Genomic DNA, 18536 nt, shown 5'->3' with positions numbered 1-18536 from the left:
TGATCTCTTCCTAGCGCTGGTCTGGGAAATACGGATATTGCGGGCCATATTCATAGTCATGCGGGCCTGGCTCAACTTCCCAGAATGGACGGCCGCTAATTGTCTTTGGACCGCGCTCGTTTACGATGTCTTCTACATCCTGAATATTAAATGGCATCGTTGCCAGTAACAGCTGATCTTCGGGTGTCAGCGTCACAGTTGCACCGTCGATACGGCTGTAAAGGTCGGCAAACTGTTTACCTGCACCGTGCAACCGGTGCTCCGCTACACTTCTGATTGCGTGTAAGTCCAGCTCCGCCGCTTCCATGCGATCCACGTATAGTTTCATTTCTTTACGCAAAGCGCTCAGCTCACGGGCTTTAATAAACCCGCAGGCGTACCCACCCAGGGCGATAACTGCAATGATTGCTAAAATTGCCATTTTTTTCTCTCACGTGATTGCGGCCGTTACTCTAGTCTTAATGTGAAGTCTGGGAATTCGCTGGATGTTAAGTACGTTTTCATCCCCAGACTGACAGATGCTAAGGCGCGATCCCAACACTCCATTTGTAAGTATCAGGCCCATCTTCTCCGCTGGTGGCATCTGCTACAATCTGTGCATAACGTTCTCCAGCAAGTTCTCTTACCATCTGATCCACGACCCATTGCAGATGATGCATTTCATCGGTTCCGCCGTAACGACAAGCCAACTCAATAGCCCGCTCTATTCTTTTTTGTTCTTCAGTCATACTGAATCCTCACGCTTACATCAGCTATTCTGAAAACATGCACACTATAAATTGCGGCTGTCATTTCTCAGCCAGGCGCCTGCATTGCTGCCTCATTCCATCAAAAATACTTTCCGCAAGCTGCTGGGGGAACTGGTCCGGAAGAAGCCCGCTAACACGTTCAATGACACCCGGGGTTCTGGCGATGATTTCCTCTATCATCGCCTCTGTCTGCTGTTTACTCAGGCCGGTTATCTCACCATGCCTGATCCAGTGGCGTCGTTGTATTCGATATATCTGGTAATAGTTGCTACTGCCACGTACGGCCATCGCCAGTTTGCACTTCTGCCAGGATATCTGATTGTTCCCATGACCGATCACCGGCCATGCCGACAACACATCATAGAGTGGTGTAAGGTGATAACGTCCCTGTGGCCCAATAGAAATACTGAAATTTTTAGCGTGGCCATCTGTTGCGGCCATCATCCAGAAAACTATCTGCGTCATAAAAAACTGCGCTTTGTCACGCTCAGCACGGTCTGAATTACTCAGAACTTCCATAATTTCCGATATACCTGGCCCGCCGTCCGCCTGATATTTTCGTAATGGCGAAATGCCCAGGGCCTGACACATATCCTCCTGGGGTAAACGAATGATCCATTGTCCGTTTCCTGACCATTTTCGGTCAAAACGTTCTACCACCAGCGCTTTCTGATCTTCAAAGTGAGCAATCTGCGTTCTTGCCACGGGGAGCCCGTACTGTTCGAGAAGTACCGAGCAGAGCCATTCATTTTCAACCGACGAGCGCATGTCGGCTTTCATGTTCCCCACAAGTCCGAGCGGTAGCTTGAATATATGCGTCGTTGGTGTATTACCCTCCGGCATACACCACCGATCTTCATGCCACAGTAGGGCTGTTTTCTCCTGAGCACCGGCAATAGATAAACGTAAGTCGTCGTTATCTTCTGGCCTGCCCGGTAGCAATGTCTCCGTGGTATTACGCAAAGTTGCCGCAATTTCTGATTCAGTAAGCGGGTGATACTTCACGGAATATAAATCTGTGGGTTCATCTCCGTCATGAAGCAGCTGTATCGCGCCCACGCAGTCTTTTCCCAGCTCCGTCAGAAGATCAAAAGGCTCCAGGCTATCGGCCTTGTAACGCATTGCCAGACGTCTGCGTATGCCTTCGCTGTCCGGGAGTAAATTATCAAAATAGTCACGTACCACATTTCCACGCCAGACCTGGTTCCCGGGAGTAAAAGGAAGGGACAATGACAGCGGCCTTCCCTGTTCGTCTGCACTCCAGTCAGGAAGGTATTGTAAGCTGTCTACCCCTTTACTTTTTTCCCAGTATCCGACTTTGATTCCGTTCATCCAGATTGCCAGACGCTGCTGTTTCCGGCTCATATCGTTACCATTTCTCCTGTCGTGCAGGTGAGTTTGATTTAAGCATTTCTTCCGTCTGCTTCCCCTCTGAAGAGGCGGTTGTCGAGGAGAAGCTGATTTTTACGCCCAGGATAGAAAACACCTTGAATAGCCGTTCAATGCTCGCACTGGCAGGGTTGGCTTCCAGACGTGAGTATGTCTGTTGAGTGACCCCTAACCTTTCGGACAGGTCTTTTTGCGTCAGGCCATTCGCCTTGCGAAAACCAATGAGCAAGGGACGCAACTGGTTGAGCGTGTTTAACGGGTAATCATTATTGATCATAAGCTGGCCTCAGTAGTTCCTCTGATACACCTTGTACGCTGTTTTCTAAACATACACCCTAAAAGCTGTAATATCAAATTAACAGCCTAAAAGCTGTTAAATAGAGAGTACAACCTTTAGGCTGTTACTAAGTGGCAGCATAAATCTTTATGAGGTTTGATATGAGAGAACTATCAATAATAAGCCGTTACGCTCGTACAGCATCCGGTAAGAGAGCTGACAGATCAGGATCATCGGTAAACGAGAAGCGGAGTATCTTATGGCCCTGTTGTGAGCTGTATAAATAACTACGAGCTACTCTCTGCCTCGGGGAGGAGGCAGAGAGAGTATTAAAAGCAAAGGCAGACATTTTTAGCAGCTGGTGGGCTATGGGGTTCCGGAGGTGCTCCGGTGAATGTTACTTGACTGGCAAGTTTCCTGCTCTGATGGTCAATGCCTCGATGCTGTCTATATTGTTCTGAAGCCGTTCCAGTTCTGCCTTTTCAATACCGGCCCAAAGCTTTAAGTGTCGCTGATAAAGGGACCACTTGAGTGAGTGAAAACCATTCCAGGCCAACCCCATCCAGGAGGCGTAATTCGCATTGAGAATATTGCCGGTGATATACATTTTACCTGCGTTAACAGCACTGGAAGTTCCATAACCCAGGGCAAGCATCATCCGGAAGCGTGGATTTAGCCGCAACGGCATGGTATCCAGTAAGGTCTCCCCAAAAGCTCCTTTTCCCAGCGATACCTGTTTCGCCACATAGAAAACCCGCATCAAAACTTCCATTATGCTCATCGGAATACTTGTCACGATAAACTGACGAAAGTCATACCCGTTGACATACATGTACTCTATTTGTTTGCCGAAGTTAGAACTCCCCACAGGGATCCCCTCAAGCATACGAAGTAGCCCCATAAAAGGAGCCGGTAACCCCATGCCACGGTTTCCTTTTGCTGAGGGGGCATTAACATCCGATGCCAGGTGTCCAAACATTCTGGCGATGAGCCTGAAAATATTGGTTTCGTCTGTAACGCCTTTACTGGAAGGATAAACCACGATCTGTCCATTCTGAACCACCGTACAGGTCCCGTTCAGCATATCCTTTATACCGAAAATAATGCCCAGTACGGGATCGTGTGACAAAGCTCTTAAGCGGTGATTTGTGGGAGACAAAACGCCACCGGCCGCACCCACTAAATCGCTGCTGATCGAACTGTCTGGTGCCCCTATAGGGAACAAATCTGAGAGTTTTGTACTCAGGTCCTCCGGCAAAATGGCATTGAAGGCTTTCTGCACCTGTTTATTGAAAATACCATCCACTTCTGCCGTAAAGCTCACCGTAGGTTTTGGCGGGGCTCTGACGCAAAGTAAATCCAGCATGGATGCTATGAGCCCGCATCCGCAGGCAATAGCATAATCCCAGGCGTCGAGTGCGTAGCGATCATTAAATTCTTTAATATGATTCTGGATCCGGGCATCTACAACAGCCAAGTCATCCGTGGAGAGTATTGTGGCCAGTCCAATATCACCGCATACACGCTGGTTAGCCTCGCTATATATAGTCTTGAGACCAGTAGAATGCATGGCAGTATCTGAAGGGGTCATTTCTCGCAGATGATGTTCTTTAAGCGCCAGATGCTCCGCTTCATCAAGTTCAGTGCCGCTGATTAGCCCGGTCAACTGTGCCTTAAGGCTCTCTATATCACTGTTAATTGTCTCGTGAGCGTTCGCGATATCCTGACCACGGAGCTGAATATAACGGATGGCCCTGAACTCATCATCATAAGGAGACTGACTCATGTGTTTACCTCACCGCGACCAGGCTACCTTTTGGAGCTTTCTTAGTAAGCATGTCGATTGTTGCCTTGATGCCAGCAATTTCTGCCTTAAAATATTCCGCATTCGACATCAACCTTTCCTGAACTTCGTAGAGCTTTTGGATGGCCTGACTAAGGGCGGCTGTCAGTTTCGCATTTTTTTTGTGTTTCACTATCGCGTACCCGCCAATCCCTAACACAGCTACAGGTGCGGCCAATACCGCAATGCCTGCAACCATACCGCCACCGACGATAGACCCTGCTGTAGCGAGCCCGGAGGTTATGCCTGCTGCTGACACTCCCGTTGTACCAAGCGTATAGAGAGCACCGAAGGAAGCCGCTGCGCCTACGCCTGACCCCGCCAAAGCTGCTGCGCCCTCAGTAATACCCGGGAACTTATTTTCAAGCGCCTGAAGAGCACTTGTAACTTCATCCATTGCCTTCTTGCGAATTTTTTCGAGCTCTTCAGTTTCGGTAGCGTCCATTACAGGCCTCGTATTCATAACTTGCTGTGTGATAGGTGAAAAAGAGCACCATAAAAGTGATGAAGAAATCATGACTTACTATTGTGGCACTTTCGAGTTCATGTTTGTCAGTTTCAATGCTGTTGCTGTTAGTAAGGGCAGACGCCATATCGGGCAGACCCAAAATAACTATCGTGCCAGCGTCATTTTGGAACTGACTTTGCTAAAAATCAGTAGCGGACTGAACAGACATGTGTGGATTTGAATCTGGGCAGGTTCCAGACATTATTCCAACCAGACTTCCAATGACAAAATGCTCGTCATTCTCGGAGACGACATAGGGTCCACCAGAGCAACCATCGGTGTTGAAATGTGCTATTACAAAGCGAGTTGTGAGATGTTGGGGAGAATGATTTGAGCAATTTAAAGGCCAAATGCCTGAAACTTCACCAGGGAATGTCGAAATTGTTGTCTCATTCATTGGATATCCGACACCCAATGTACCCATGCCAGCTGCGGGAGCCAGGACCTTAAAGTAACTACTTACAGGCTGTTGTATTCCAGCTGGTAATACGATTTCTGCACTGTCAACAAACGGAATGCCGTCTTTAAAGTCTGCCCTGTCATTAGCCTCATTGAGAATGAAATCGACTAGAACAGGCTCTTCGTTCACCAGTCCTTGATGGTTAAGAAATTTGACGTAAAGTTTAAGTGTATTGCTGACGGGATAAATTTTTCCAAGAGCATTGGTAACAACATGGGCTGCGGTGAGAATCTTTTGCTGCTGACCATTATCGAAACCAAACGCAGTTGCTTCGAGATGGCTACTAAAATGAGGATCATTGCTTACATAGATTTTACAAACGTAGTTTTCAAACATTATTTCCTCCTTTTGCCGGTACCTAATCAGTTACACGGCTGCATGTTATAAACAACTAAACTCGCTTCCTGATATTTGAGTTTGTATGTTTTGCCAGGCACCAGCTCACCTCTGAAACACGGTTAGTCTCCTCCATGACATGGTTATGGCGATGGTCAGAAACTGTTATCGACGAAAGGCTGGAATTCCTTTAATGGCATTATCCATTTCAAGTCGTATGTCCTGAACGGGAGCGTATATTTTTATGATTCCAGATCTTAACCCTGAAACATTCCCCGTATCAAAACTGACCCGTTACAGATAAGTCACCACCGGTGCTGTCGATTAATTTAGTGAATTGCATGTCCTCATCCCATAAAGGGTAGGGCCTACCCCCGGCATCGAGCAAACCTGACCACCCTGCCCTTATTAAGACCCCACATGCGGCAATGGTGCCCTGTCCACGTCGCCCGCGAACTTTGAGGAAATGGGGAGAAAATAAAAAGAAAACAAAAAGTTATCGGCTGAAGTACCGGCGCAGATCGGGAATCAGGCGAAGCCTGACAGCACGTTAGGGCCTGGCAGGGGGCTTGAGGGATGAGGACATGCAATTGTGATAACCTTCCCGCCACGGGGTCGGTTAAATTCGTATCCTGCCGGTGCAATTCCAACGGCCGCGTTACCAGTTCGCCGGGTAGCATGGCCAGCAAAGCCAGGCATCGAGCACCCGGGTTTCACTGACGGCCGCTGCATAGACGCCGGTATCCGGGAAGAAATAAACCGGGGTGGCGTTGTTCAGCTGGTCGCCTTCATCGGCCAGAGCGCCGATCACCTCATGAGGCTTAAGCAGCATATCCGTTAAATATTCATCCGGGTGGATGGCATTCAGCGATATGGCCATCTCCAGAAATTCATCCAGGGTATGGCGGGTACGATACCCCCGGAAAACCTCGTATGAAGGCGTGAGGCACTGTTGCAAATAGTCGGTGGTGATAAACTTATCATCCCCTTTTGCTGATGGAGCTGCACATGAACCCATTCAAAGGCCGGCATTTTCAGCGTGACATCATTCTGTGGGCCGTACGCTGGTACTGCAAATACGGCATCAGTTACCGTGAGCTGCAGGAGATGCTGGCTGAACGCGGAGTGAATGTCGATCACTCCACGATTTACCGCTGGGTTCAGCGTTATGCGCCTGAAATGGAAAAACGGCTGCGCTGGTACTGGCGTAACCCTTCCGATCTTTGCCCGTGGCACATGGATGAAACCTACGTGAAGGTCAATGGCCGCTGGGCGTATCTGTACCGGGCCGTCGACAGCCGGGGCCGCACTGTCGATTTTTATATCTCCTCCCGTCGTAACAGCAAAGCTGCATACCGGTTTCTGGGTAAAATCCTCAACAACGTGAAGAAGTGGCAGATCCCGCGATTCATCAACACGGATAAAGCGCCCGCCTATGGTCGCGCGCTTGCTCTGCTCAAACGCGAAGGCCGGTGCCCGTCTGACGTTGAACACCGACAGATTAAGTACCGGAACAACGTGATTGAATGCGATCATGGCAAACTGAAACGGATAATCGGCGCCACGCTGGGATTTAAATCCATGAAGACGGCTTACGCCACCATCAAAGGTATTGAGGTGATGCGTGCACTACGCAAAGGCCAGGCCTCAGCATTTTATTATGGTGATCCCCTGGGCGAAATGCGCCTGGTAAGCAGAGTTTTTGAAATGTAAGGCCTTTGAATAAGACAAAAGGCTGCCTCATCGCTAACTTTGCAACAGTGCCCGTTTTTCCGATGTGCCGAAATGCCCGCTTACCAGGGTGTGCAGCTCATTCAGAATATAATCATACATCTGATAATGCGCTTTCCACGGCTCCTGTGTGGCATTGACATAAAACCCGGCACCCTGGCCGAGATCGTACTCTTTATCATCCGCCACCTGACTGCCGCGCGGACTGGTATCCGGCGCGACAATCACCAGGCCGTGTTCCGCTGCGTAACGCTGTGCCCCGGCTTTGGTGATAAAATTCTGCTCGTTGCAGGTCAGCCCGGAAAGCCAGTACAGCACAGGACATTTCTCTGTTTTTGCCTGCGGCGGCAGAAACACGGAAAAAGTCATCGGCGTGCCGGTCACCGCAGAGTGGTGACGCCAGACTTCCTGGCTGCCGCCGAAACAGACGTGATGTTCAATCCGTTCCATAGTATCTCCCTGAATACGTTATCAGTAATGAATGACTGTGCGGATGGATTTGCCGTCGTGCATCAAATCAAAAGCTTCATTGATTTTATCCAGTTCCATGGTGTGCGTGACAAACGGCGCCAGCTCGATTTTGCCGCTCATGGCATCTTCCACCATTCCCGGCAACTGGGTACGCCCTTTCACGCCGCCGAACGCCGTGCCTTTCCAGACCCGGCCGGTCACCAGCTGGAACGGACGGGTTGAAATCTCTTTTCCGGCACCCGCCACCCCGATAATTACCGACTGCCCCCAGCCACGGTGCGCACTTTCCAGCGCCGACCGCATCACATTGACATTGCCGATACATTCAAAGGTATGATCCACACCCCATTTGGTCATTTCGACCAGCACCTGCTGAACAGGTTTGTCATAATCATTGGGATTAATGCAGTCTGTGGCGCCGAACTGTTTTGCCAGCTCAAACTTGGATGGATTGGTATCGATGGCAAAGATGCGCCCCGCTTTTGCCTGACGTGCGCCCTGCACCACGGCCAGCCCGATACCGCCGAGGCCGAATACCGCCACAGAATCCCCTTCCTGTACCTTCGCGGTATTGTGTACCGCGCCGATCCCGGTGGTCACGCCGCAGCCGAGCAGGCAAACCTGCTCCGCATTGGCCTGCGGATTGATTTTCGCCAGTGATACTTCCGCCACAACGGTATATTCGCTGAATGTCGAGCAGCCCATATAGTGATAGAGCGGCTGACCGTTATACGAAAAACGGCTGGTGCCGTCCGGCATCACGCCTTTGCCCTGGGTTTCGCGGACGGCAACACAGAGGTTGGTTTTACCGGAGGTACAGAAATCACACTCGCCGCACTCGGCGGTGTACAGCGGGATCACATGGTCGCCCGGTTTCACACTGGTCACGCCCTCACCGACCTCAACCACCACCCCGGCACCTTCATGGCCGAGCACCACCGGGAACAGACCTTCCGGATCATCACCGGAAAGCGTGTAGGCATCGGTATGGCATACCCCGGTGTGACTGATTTTCACCAGCACTTCACCTTTCTTCGGCGGTGCCACATCAATTTCAACAATTTCAAGGGGTAAACCCGGCCCGAAGGCGACTGCTGCGCGTGATTTCATAACGGTTCCTCTGTGTCTGAGGCTTATCATGGCAGGCGATAAGCACGAATGCCGTCCACCATACCGCACAACAGCGCTGCCTGTATAGCGCCGGTCAGCAGGTGGCCGCCACCGGTGCCGGTTTTCTGATCAGCAGACAGATTGCCAGCAGCAGACCGTACAGTGCCGTGCCAATCAGCCACACCGTACCGTCCGCACTCTGCTGTGTCTGACTGAAAATAAAAGCAAACAGCAGCGGGCCCGCCACGCCGGTCAGATTGGTCAGGCTGACCAGCACACCCTGTAGTTTTCCCTGATTTGCCGCCGATGCCCCGGCAGAGATAATGCCCTGCAATGCAGGCAGTGCAATTCCGCCGCCTGCCAGCAGGATCAGGACCGGATACACCATCCATCCGGAAGTGATAGCAGACATCAGTAAAAACGCGGTGGCATCGGCAATAAATCCGGCGAAAATAATGGTTTTCTCACTCAGCCGTTTTGCCAGCGCCCCGGCAACCACCGCCTGAAACAGTGCATGCATCGCCCCGAGTCCCGCCAGTGAAAAACCGACCGCCGCGCTGTCCCAGGCAAAGCGGCTCTCCGTAAACAATACCCAGACAGTGGCCGGGATCTGCCCGATAAGCTGCGCGGTAAAAAAGACAAACAGCAACAGCGCCAGAGGTTTAAGCAGTGTGATAAAGCTGATACCTGCGCTTTCTTGTTTCTGCTCCGCCGGTTTTTCTTCTGTCTGTACCGCCGGTTTAAAGATAAAAAAGACCATCAGAAAGGTGCAGGCATTCAGTATTGCCGCAATGACAAACGGCAGATGCGGTGAGATATCCCCCGCCAGTCCGCCGATAGCCGGCCCGGCAATCAGCCCGGCACCAAAGGCCGCACCGAGACGGCCGAACCAGGCGGTACGCTCGCTGACCGCCGTGCTGTCCGCCACTACCGAAGCCGCAACCGCGCCGGTGGCACCAGTGATCCCGGAGATAATCCGCCCGAGATACAACATCCACAGCACATTGGACAGTGCCAGCAGTGTGTAATCAAACGCGGCACCCGCCAGGGATAACAGCAGCACCGGTCTGCGCCCCAGCTTATCTGACCATCTGCCCAGCAGCGGAGCAAAACAGACCTGCATCACCGCATACAGCGCCAGCAGAATGCCGTAATGGTTTGCCACATCCGCTTCCGGGAGATATTCCCGCAGCAGTGACGGTAATACCGGCATGATCAGACCAATTCCCATCGCGTCCAGCAGTGTAATCACCAGCGCGATGACAGCGGGTTTATTCATTTTTCAGATCCTGTGTTAATTCCCTATCATTGATAGAGTTGGAATATATCCCTATCAATGATAGAGTGTCAATCTGAAAATCGGAGGAGACGGTCATGGCACGGCTGAACAGAGAATCGGTTATTGATGCGGCACTGGAACTGCTGAATGAGACAGGGATTGACGGGCTGACGACCCGCAAGCTGGCGCAGAAGCTGGGAATAGAACAGCCGACACTTTACTGGCATGTGAAAAATAAACGGGCGTTACTGGATGCGCTGGCGGTGGAGATCCTGGCGCGTCATCATGATTATTCACTGCCTGCGGCGGGGGAATCCTGGCAGTCATTTCTGCGCAATAATGCAATGAGTTTCCGCCGGGCGCTGCTGCGTTACCGTGACGGGGCAAAAGTGCACCTCGGCACCCGCCCTGATGAAAAACAGTATGATACGGTGGAAACCCAGTTACGCTTTATGACAGAAAACGGCTTTTCACTGCGCGACGGGTTATATGCGATTTCAGCGGTCAGTCATTTTACCCTTGGTGCCGTACTGGAGCAGCAGGAGCATACTGCCGCCCTGACCGACCGCCCTGCAGCACCGGACGAAAACCTGCCGCCGCTATTGCGGGAAGCGCTGCAGATTATGGACAGTGATGATGGTGAGCAGGCCTTTCTGCATGGCCTGGAGAGCCTGATCCGGGGGTTTGAGGTGCAGCTTACGGCACTGTTGCAAATAGTCGGTGGTGATAAACTTATCATCCCCTTTTGCTGATGGAGCTGCACATGAACCCATTCAAAGGCCGGCATTTTCAGCGTGACATCATTCTGTGGGCCGTACGCTGGTACTGCAAATACGGCATCAGTTACCGTGAGCTGCAGGAGATGCTGGCTGAACGCGGAGTGAATGTCGATCACTCCACGATTTACCGCTGGGTTCAGCGTTATGCGCCTGAAATGGAAAAACGGCTGCGCTGGTACTGGCGTAACCCTTCCGATCTTTGCCCGTGGCACATGGATGAAACCTACGTGAAGGTCAATGGCCGCTGGGCGTATCTGTACCGGGCCGTCGACAGCCGGGGCCGCACTGTCGATTTTTATATCTCCTCCCGTCGTAACAGCAAAGCTGCATACCGGTTTCTGGGTAAAATCCTCAACAACGTGAAGAAGTGGCAGATCCCGCGATTCATCAACACGGATAAAGCGCCCGCCTATGGTCGCGCGCTTGCTCTGCTCAAACGCGAAGGCCGGTGCCCGTCTGACGTTGAACACCGACAGATTAAGTACCGGAACAACGTGATTGAATGCGATCATGGCAAACTGAAACGGATAATCGGCGCCACGCTGGGATTTAAATCCATGAAGACGGCTTACGCCACCATCAAAGGTATTGAGGTGATGCGTGCACTACGCAAAGGCCAGGCCTCAGCATTTTATTATGGTGATCCCCTGGGCGAAATGCGCCTGGTAAGCAGAGTTTTTGAAATGTAAGGCCTTTGAATAAGACAAAAGGCTGCCTCATCGCTAACTTTGCAACAGTGCCGAACACCGACAGATTAAGTACCGGAACAACGTGATTGAATGCGATCATGGCAAACTGAAACGGATAATCGGCGCCACGCTGGGATTTAAATCCATGAAGACGGCTTACGCCACCATCAAAGGTATTGAGGTGATGCGTGCACTACGCAAAGGCCAGGCCTCAGCATTTTATTATGGTGATCCCCTGGGCGAAATGCGCCTGGTAAGCAGAGTTTTTGAAATGTAAGGCCTTTGAATAAGACAAAAGGCTGCCTCATCGCTAACTTTGCAACAGTGCCCCCTCGGCTACCACCTCCATTGTCGTTTTCAGAAGACGGCTGCACTGAACGTCAGAAGCCGACTGCACTATAGCAGCGGAGGGGTTGGATCCATCAGGCAACGACGGGCTGCTGCCGGCCATCAGCGGACGCAGGGAGGACTTTCCGCAACCGGCCGTTCGATGCGGCACCGATGGCCTTCGCGCAGGGGTAGTGAATCCGCCAGGATTGACTTGCGCTGCCCTACCTCTCACTAGTGAGGGGCGGCAGCGCATCAAGCGGTGAGCGCACTCCGGCACCGCCAACTTTCAGCACATGCGTGTAAATCATCGTCGTAGAGACGTCGGAATGGCCGAGCAGATCCTGCACGGTTCGAATGTCGTAACCGCTGCGGAGCAAGGCCGTCGCGAACGAGTGGCGGAGGGTGTGCGGTGTGGCGGGCTTCGTGATGCCTGCTTGTTCTACGGCACGTTTGAAGGCGCGCTGAAAGGTCTGGTCATACATGTGATGGCGACGCACGACACCGCTCCGTGGATCGGTCGAATGCGTGTGCTGCGCAAAAACCCAGAACCACGGCCAGGAATGCCCGGCGCGCGGATACTTCCGCTCAAGGGCGTCGGGAAGCGCAACGCCGCTGCGGCCCTCGGCCTGGTCCTTCAGCCACCATGCCCGTGCACGCGACAGCTGCTCGCGCAGGCTGGGTGCCAAGCTCTCGGGTAACATCAAGGCCCGATCCTTGGAGCCCTTGCCCTCCCGCACGATGATCGTGCCGTGATCGAAATCCAGATCCTTGACCCGCAGTTGCAAACCCTCACTGATCCGCATGCCCGTTCCATACAGAAGCTGGGCGAACAAACGATGCTCGCCTTCCAGAAAACCGAGGATGCGAACCACTTCATCCGGGGTCAGCACCACCGGCAAGCGCCGCGACGGCCGAGGTCTTCCGATCTCCTGAAGCCAGGGCAGATCCGTGCACAGCACCTTGCCGTAGAAGAACAGCAAGGCCGCCAATGCCTGACGATGCGTGGAGACCGAAACCTTGCGCTCGTTCGCCAGCCAGGACAGAAATGCCTCGACTTCGCTGCTGCCCAAGGTTGCCGGGTGACGCACACCGTGGAAACGGATGAAGGCACGAACCCAGTTGACATAAGCCTGTTCGGTTCGTAAACTGTAATGCAAGTAGCGTATGCGCTCACGCAACTGGTCCAGAACCTTGACCGAACGCAGCGGTGGTAACGGCGCAGTGGCGGTTTTCATGGCTTGTTATGACTGTTTTTTTGTACAGTCTATGCCTCGGGCATCCAAGCAGCAAGCGCGTTACGCCGTGGGTCGATGTTTGATGTTATGGAGCAGCAACGATGTTACGCAGCAGGGCAGTCGCCCTAAAACAAAGTTAGCCATATGAACTCGGAATCAGTACGCATTTATCTCGTTGCTGCGATGGGAGCCAATCGGGTTATTGGCAATGGTCCTAATATCCCCTGGAAAATTCCGGGTGAGCAGAAGATTTTTCGCAGACTCACTGAGGGAAAAGTCGTTGTCATGGGGCGAAAGACCTTTGAGTCTATCGGCAAGCCTCTACCGAACCGTCACACATTGGTAATCTCACGCCAAGCTAACTACCGCGCCACTGGCTGCGTAGTTGTTTCAACGCTGTCGCACGCTATCGCTTTGGCATCCGAACTCGGCAATGAACTCTACGTCGCGGGCGGAGCTGAGATATACACTCTGGCACTACCTCACGCCCACGGCGTGTTTCTATCTGAGGTACATCAAACCTTCGAGGGTGACGCCTTCTTCCCAATGCTCAACGAAACAGAATTCGAGCTTGTCTCAACCGAAACCATTCAAGCTGTAATTCCGTACACCCACTCCGTTTATGCGCGTCGAAACGGCTAACCATTCCGTCAACGGGACGCCAAAATGCTGCGCATTTTGGTTCCCTCCGCTGCGCTCCGGCTCTCGTTACGTCCAACGTTAGCACCACTGAAACCCAGCTTTATTTAGCTCATGTTTATTCAAACGGCATTTAGCTTTTCAGGCGTTATTCAGTGCCTGTTTTGCCTTTTTTCCGGGCTTCGCCTGCATGGGCTGCGCAGGTTTTCAGTCTTTTTGGCCTCTAGCCCTTGCGTAGCAAGCGCAAGCAGCTATCGTTTTTGCAGTGCTGTGCCGCCTCGGTGGCGCAGCGTTTTTTCACGGTTAGCGCCCGTCGCCAAATTCAAGTTATCCGTTTTGGCTTCTGGTTCTAACATTTCGGTCAAGCCGACCCGCATTCTGCGGTCGGCTTACCTCGCCCGTTAGACATCATGAGGGAAGCGGTGACCATCGAAATTTCGAACCAACTATCAGAGGTGCTAAGCGTCATTGAGCGCCATCTGGAATCAACGTTGCTGGCCGTGCATTTGTACGGCTCCGCAGTGGATGGCGGCCTGAAGCCATACAGCGATATTGATTTGTTGGTTACTGTGGCCGTAAAGCTTGATGAAACGACGCGGCGAGCATTGCTCAATGATCTTATGGAGGCTTCGGCTTTCCCTGGCGAGAGCGAGACGCTCCGCGCTATAGAAGTCACCCTTGTCGTGCATGACGACATCATCCCGTGGCGTTATCCGGCTAAGCGCGAGCTGCAATTTGGAGAATGGCAGCGCAATGACATTCTTGCGGGTATCTTCGAGCCAGCCATGATCGACATTGATCTAGCTATCCTGCTTACAAAAGCAAGAGAACATAGCGTTGCCTTGGTAGGTCCGGCAGCGGAGGAATTCTTTGACCCGGTTCCTGAACAGGATCTATTCGAGGCGCTGAGGGAAACCTTGAAGCTATGGAACTCGCAGCCCGACTGGGCCGGCGATGAGCGAAATGTAGTGCTTACGTTGTCCCGCATTTGGTACAGCGCAATAACCGGCAAAATCGCGCCGAAGGATGTCGCTGCCGACTGGGCAATAAAACGCCTACCTGCCCAGTATCAGCCCGTCTTACTTGAAGCTAAGCAAGCTTATCTGGGACAAAAAGAAGATCACTTGGCCTCACGCGCAGATCACTTGGAAGAATTTATTCGCTTTGTGAAAGGCGAGATCATCAAGTCAGTTGGTAAATGATGTCTAACAATTCGTTCAAGCCGACCGCGCTACGCGCGGCGGCTTAACTCCGGCGTTAGATGCACTAAGCACATAATTGCTCACAGCCAAACTATCAGGTCAAGTCTGCTTTTATTATTTTTAAGCGTGCATAATAAGCCCTACACAAATTGGGAGATATATCATGAAAGGCTGGCTTTTTCTTGTTATCGCAATAGTTGGCGAAGTAATCGCAACATCCGCATTAAAATCTAGCGAGGGCTTTACTAAGCTTGCCCCTTCCGCCGTTGTCATAATCGGTTATGGCATCGCATTTTATTTTCTTTCTCTGGTTCTGAAATCCATCCCTGTCGGTGTTGCTTATGCAGTCTGGTCGGGACTCGGCGTCGTCATAATTACAGCCATTGCCTGGTTGCTTCATGGGCAAAAGCTTGATGCGTGGGGCTTTGTAGGTATGGGGCTCATAATTGCTGCCTTTTTGCTCGCCCGATCCCCATCGTGGAAGTCGCTGCGGAGGCCGACGCCATGGTGACGGTGTTCGGCATTCTGAATCTCACCGAGGACTCCTTCTTCGATGAGAGCCGGCGGCTAGACCCCGCCGGCGCTGTCACCGCGGCGATCGAAATGCTGCGAGTCGGATCAGACGTCGTGGATGTCGGACCGGCCGCCAGCCATCCGGACGCGAGGCCTGTATCGCCGGCCGATGAGATCAGACGTATTGCGCCGCTCTTAGACGCCCTGTCCGATCAGATGCACCGTGTTTCAATCGACAGCTTCCAACCGGAAACCCAGCGCTATGCGCTCAAGCGCGGCGTGGGCTACCTGAACGATATCCAAGGATTTCCTGACCCTGCGCTCTATCCCGATATTGCTGAGGCGGACTGCAGGCTGGTGGTTATGCACTCAGCGCAGCGGGATGGCATCGCCACCCGCACCGGTCACCTTCGACCCGAAGACGCGCTCGACGAGATTGTGCGGTTCTTCGAGGCGCGGGTTTCCGCCTTGCGACGGAGCGGGGTCGCTGCCGACCGGCTCATCCTCGATCCGGGGATGGGATTTTTCTTGAGCCCCGCACCGGAAACATCGCTGCACGTGCTGTCGAACCTTCAAAAGCTGAAGTCGGCGTTGGGGCTTCCGCTATTGGTCTCGGTGTCGCGGAAATCCTTCTTGGGCGCCACCGTTGGCCTTCCTGTAAAGGATCTGGGTCCAGCGAGCCTTGCGGCGGAACTTCACGCGATCGGCAATGGCGCTGACTACGTCCGCACCCACGCGCCTGGAGATCTGCGAAGCGCAATCACCTTCTCGGAAACCCTCGCGAAATTTCGCAGTCGCGACGCCAGAGACCGAGGGTTAGATCATGCCTAGCATTCACCTTCCGGCCGCCCGCTAGCGGACCCTGGTCAGGTTCCGCGAAGGTGGGCGCAGACATGCTGGGCTCGTCAGGATCAAACTGCACTATGAGGCGGCGGTTCATACCGCGCCAGGGGAGCGAATGGACAGCGAGGAGCCTCCGAACGTTCGGGTCGCCTGCTCGGGTGATATCGACGAGGTTGTGCGGCTGATGCACGACGCTGCGGCGTGGATGTCCGCCAAGGGAACGCCCGCCTGGGACGTCGCGCGGATCGACCGGACATTCGCGGAGACCTTCGTCCTGAGATCCGAGCTCCTAGGGATCGCCTCAGAAAACGGAATCTATGGTCACTCCCGTTTTTGCAACACCGATTTTGACGACAAGTTGGCTTGCTTGAATCTATCCGGCGTCTGAATGGGATTTTATTCCCGCGCCTTGATGAGTTCCGCGCCTGATGAACCTCCAGAAAATATACGGCTTCAATGAGCCTTTCCGTTTTACAGGTTCCTCAACAGGCCGGTGGGCCGTTAGTATCATCAATATCAGTATTCGCAAAACCAGATCAGTAATTCTTTAAACCGGTGTATTTCTGCCGTTATGCTACATAAGTTTGCTGTCGTGCCGTTAGGGCCCAGGCTATTCTGGCCAGCTTGTTTGCCAGAGCACAAGTGACGACAAAGTTGCTTTTCCGGCACAGTAAATCCCTGACCCAATCGGCCAATTTGCCAGACTGGTGTTCCAGTTTTTGTATGAATACCCTGGCACATTGAACCAACAAAGTTCGGATCTTTTTATTACCTCGCTTACTAATTCCCAGCAATGTCGTCCTACCTCCCGTGCTGTACTGCCGAGGTACAAGCCCTGTTGCCACCGCAAAGTCACGGCTGCTGGCGTACTGCTTCCCGTCGCCAATCTCAGTTGAAATAGTACTCGCTGTCAGTGTTCCGACGCAGGGAATGCTCAGCAAGCGCTGTCCAACCTCATCTTCGTCCAACTTTCGTTTCAACTGGGATTCCAAATCTTTAATCTGCTCAACAAGATAGTGATAATGCTGTTGTAATTTCAGCAATAACTGGCTGAGGTAAAGAGGCAAACTATTATCCTCAAGAATGGTACTCAGTCGGCTAATAACGGCAGCTCCTCGGGGAACGCTAATGCCAAATTCCAGCAGAAAAGCATGCATTTGATTGGTTGTTTTTACCTTATCCTGAACCAGGGATTCACGGACACGATGCAGAGCCCGCATTGCCTGCTGAGATTCCGTTCTGGGCTGCACAAAACGCATAGACGGACGCGATGCAGCTTCACAAATAGCTTCGGCGTCGACAAAGTCGTTTTTATTGCTTTTAACGAACGGGCGGACAAATTGTGGTGATATCAGCTTTGGGGAATGCCCCAACTCTTCCAACTTGCGTGCCATAAAGTGAGAACCGCCACAGGCTTCCATTGCGATGGTTGTAGCGGGGCATGTCGCCAAAAATTCGATCAACTTTGGCCGGGTAAATTTTTTACGGTAAACAGCCTTCCCGCGACGATCCTGGCAATGAATATGGAAAGAGTTTTTACCCAGATCGATACCAATGAGCGCAATGTTTTCCATGATAGTTCTCCGAATGAAAGCCTGTCCTCAGCATAGTACCGGGAAGGAGGGAGTGACCATCTCATTAAATAAAGCACGCTAAGGCATAGCTGACCTTGCCAGGCCTGCTTCGCCCTGTAGTGACGCGATCAACGGGCAGGAAACATTCCCCTTTCGTGCATGGCAGGCGCACACGAGTTCAGACAGCACGGTTTCCATGCGCGCCAAGTCGGCCATCTTCTCGCGCACGTCCTTGAGCTTGTGTTCGGCCAGGCTGCTGGCCTCCTCGCAGTGGGTGCCATCGTCGAGCCGCAACAGCTCGGCAATCTCGTCCAGACTGAACCCCAGCCGCTGTGCCGATTTCACGAATTTCACCCGAACCACGTCCGCCTCCCCATAGCGGCGGATGCTGCCGTAAGGCTTGTCCGGTTCCCGCAACAGGCCCTTGCGCTGATAGAAGCGGATTGTCTCCACGTTGACCCCGGCCGCCTTGGCAAAAACGCCAATGGTCAGGTTTTCCAAATTATTTTCCATATCGCTTGACTCCGTACATGAGTACGGAAGTAAGGTTACGCTATCCAATCCAAATTCAAAAGGGCC

At 52.5% G+C, this 18536-nt stretch carries 21 protein-coding genes and 3 pseudogenes; 10 read left to right on the top strand and 14 right to left on the bottom strand.

Features of this window, described 5'->3' with window-relative positions; all coding sequences use genetic code 11:
• Positions 1-10: 10 nt before the first annotated feature.
• From MX657_RS23265 to MX657_RS23230, 8 genes are all read right to left on the bottom strand, one after another.
• Positions 11-421 (bottom strand): hypothetical protein, encoded by a 411-nt coding sequence (locus MX657_RS23265; RefSeq protein ID WP_000985909.1) that lies wholly within the window; start codon positions 419-421, stop codon positions 11-13.
• Positions 422-521: 100 nt separating this feature from the next.
• Positions 522-728, bottom strand: a complete 207-nt coding sequence (locus MX657_RS23260; RefSeq protein ID WP_000134171.1) for a hypothetical protein — start codon at positions 726-728, stop codon at positions 522-524.
• 60 nt (positions 729-788) lie between these two features.
• Complete coding sequence (locus MX657_RS23255) at positions 789-2114, bottom strand: type II toxin-antitoxin system HipA family toxin (protein WP_000088044.1); 1326 nt, start codon at positions 2112-2114, stop codon at positions 789-791.
• Positions 2115-2118: 4 nt separating this feature from the next.
• Positions 2119-2412, bottom strand: coding sequence for a helix-turn-helix transcriptional regulator (locus tag MX657_RS23250; RefSeq protein ID WP_012477377.1), 294 nt, complete (start codon positions 2410-2412; stop codon positions 2119-2121).
• 400 nt (positions 2413-2812) lie between these two features.
• Positions 2813-4201, bottom strand: a complete 1389-nt coding sequence (locus tag MX657_RS23245) for a hypothetical protein (RefSeq protein ID WP_000083579.1) — start codon at positions 4199-4201, stop codon at positions 2813-2815.
• A gap of 4 nt (positions 4202-4205) precedes the next feature.
• On the bottom strand, positions 4206-4703 hold the full coding sequence (locus MX657_RS23240; RefSeq protein ID WP_000340139.1) for a membrane protein: 498 nt from the start codon (positions 4701-4703) through the stop codon (positions 4206-4208).
• 202 nt (positions 4704-4905) lie between these two features.
• Complete coding sequence (locus tag MX657_RS23235) at positions 4906-5562, bottom strand: trypsin-like serine protease (RefSeq protein WP_000462754.1); 657 nt, start codon at positions 5560-5562, stop codon at positions 4906-4908.
• A gap of 658 nt (positions 5563-6220) precedes the next feature.
• Positions 6221-6580, bottom strand: coding sequence for a hypothetical protein (locus MX657_RS23230; RefSeq protein ID WP_063945302.1), 360 nt, complete (start codon positions 6578-6580; stop codon positions 6221-6223).
• Here MX657_RS23230 and MX657_RS23225 point away from each other — a divergent pair.
• Positions 6571-7275: an IS6-like element IS26 family transposase gene (locus MX657_RS23225; RefSeq protein ID WP_001067834.1), complete on the top strand. Its 705-nt coding sequence runs from the start codon at positions 6571-6573 to the stop codon at positions 7273-7275. The genes MX657_RS23230 and MX657_RS23225 overlap by 10 nt on opposite strands.
• A gap of 45 nt (positions 7276-7320) precedes the next feature.
• Here MX657_RS23225 and MX657_RS23220 read toward each other — a convergent pair.
• The 3 genes and pseudogenes from MX657_RS23220 to tet(D) form a co-directional block, all read right to left on the bottom strand.
• Positions 7321-7743, bottom strand: a pseudogene (locus tag MX657_RS23220) (alpha/beta hydrolase-fold protein); the annotation flags it as partial.
• Between the two features lie 21 nt (positions 7744-7764).
• Positions 7765-8874: an S-(hydroxymethyl)glutathione dehydrogenase/class III alcohol dehydrogenase gene (locus tag MX657_RS23215; protein ID WP_000842134.1), complete on the bottom strand. Its 1110-nt coding sequence runs from the start codon at positions 8872-8874 to the stop codon at positions 7765-7767.
• Between the two features lie 94 nt (positions 8875-8968).
• On the bottom strand, positions 8969-10153 hold the full coding sequence (gene tet(D), locus MX657_RS23210; RefSeq protein WP_001039466.1) for a tetracycline efflux MFS transporter Tet(D): 1185 nt from the start codon (positions 10151-10153) through the stop codon (positions 8969-8971).
• A gap of 95 nt (positions 10154-10248) precedes the next feature.
• On the opposite strand from tet(D), the gene tetR(D) reads away from it, so the two are divergent.
• From tetR(D) to MX657_RS23195, 3 genes and pseudogenes are all read left to right on the top strand, one after another.
• Positions 10249-10905 (top strand): tetracycline resistance transcriptional repressor TetR(D), encoded by a 657-nt coding sequence (gene tetR(D) / locus MX657_RS23205; RefSeq protein WP_000113282.1) that lies wholly within the window; start codon positions 10249-10251, stop codon positions 10903-10905.
• 11 nt (positions 10906-10916) lie between these two features.
• Entirely contained in the window at positions 10917-11621 is a 705-nt protein-coding gene (locus tag MX657_RS23200) for an IS6-like element IS26 family transposase (RefSeq protein ID WP_001067834.1), read from the top strand.
• Between the two features lie 43 nt (positions 11622-11664).
• Positions 11665-11898 (top strand): annotated as a pseudogene (locus MX657_RS23195) (DDE-type integrase/transposase/recombinase); the annotation flags it as partial.
• 274 nt (positions 11899-12172) lie between these two features.
• Here the strand turns inward: MX657_RS23195 and intI1 are convergent.
• Positions 12173-13186, bottom strand: a complete 1014-nt coding sequence (gene intI1, locus MX657_RS23190) for a class 1 integron integrase IntI1 (protein ID WP_000845054.1) — start codon at positions 13184-13186, stop codon at positions 12173-12175.
• Positions 13187-13330: 144 nt separating this feature from the next.
• On the opposite strand from intI1, the gene dfrA12 reads away from it, so the two are divergent.
• From dfrA12 to MX657_RS23160, 6 genes and pseudogenes are all read left to right on the top strand, one after another.
• The gene (gene dfrA12, locus MX657_RS23185; RefSeq protein ID WP_001083725.1) at positions 13331-13828 is read left to right on the top strand and encodes a trimethoprim-resistant dihydrofolate reductase DfrA12; all 498 of its coding nucleotides are present in this window, start codon (positions 13331-13333) and stop codon (positions 13826-13828) included.
• Between the two features lie 111 nt (positions 13829-13939).
• Positions 13940-14230 carry a DUF1010 domain-containing protein gene (locus tag MX657_RS23180; protein WP_001336345.1) on the top strand — a complete coding sequence of 97 codons (291 nt, stop codon included), beginning with the start codon at positions 13940-13942 and terminating at the stop codon, positions 14228-14230.
• A gap of 5 nt (positions 14231-14235) precedes the next feature.
• Positions 14236-15074 (top strand): annotated as a pseudogene (locus MX657_RS23175) (AadA family aminoglycoside 3''-O-nucleotidyltransferase).
• 116 nt (positions 15075-15190) lie between these two features.
• Positions 15191-15538, top strand: a complete 348-nt coding sequence (locus MX657_RS23170; RefSeq protein ID WP_000679427.1) for a quaternary ammonium compound efflux SMR transporter QacE delta 1 — start codon at positions 15191-15193, stop codon at positions 15536-15538.
• Entirely contained in the window at positions 15532-16371 is an 840-nt protein-coding gene (gene sul1, locus MX657_RS23165) for a sulfonamide-resistant dihydropteroate synthase Sul1 (protein WP_000259031.1), read from the top strand. Before MX657_RS23170 ends, sul1 begins: the two co-directional genes overlap by 7 nt.
• Positions 16372-16498: 127 nt before the next feature.
• The gene (locus MX657_RS23160; RefSeq protein WP_004883563.1) at positions 16499-16771 is read left to right on the top strand and encodes a hypothetical protein; all 273 of its coding nucleotides are present in this window, start codon (positions 16499-16501) and stop codon (positions 16769-16771) included.
• A 181-nt stretch (positions 16772-16952) separates the two neighbouring features.
• Here the strand turns inward: MX657_RS23160 and MX657_RS23155 are convergent, their stop codons facing one another.
• Positions 16953-17957 (bottom strand): IS110-like element IS4321 family transposase, encoded by a 1005-nt coding sequence (locus tag MX657_RS23155; RefSeq protein ID WP_346808587.1) that lies wholly within the window; start codon positions 17955-17957, stop codon positions 16953-16955.
• A 78-nt stretch (positions 17958-18035) separates the two neighbouring features.
• Entirely contained in the window at positions 18036-18470 is a 435-nt protein-coding gene (merR, locus tag MX657_RS23150) for an Hg(II)-responsive transcriptional regulator (RefSeq protein WP_000429836.1), read from the bottom strand.
• Between the last annotated feature and the right edge of the window lie 66 nt (positions 18471-18536).

Origin of the sequence: Enterobacter chuandaensis (assembly GCF_039718975.1) — a bacterium.
Classification (GTDB): Bacteria; Pseudomonadota; Gammaproteobacteria; order Enterobacterales; family Enterobacteriaceae; genus Enterobacter; species Enterobacter chuandaensis.
This window is presented reverse-complemented; position numbering and strand designations above follow the sequence as displayed.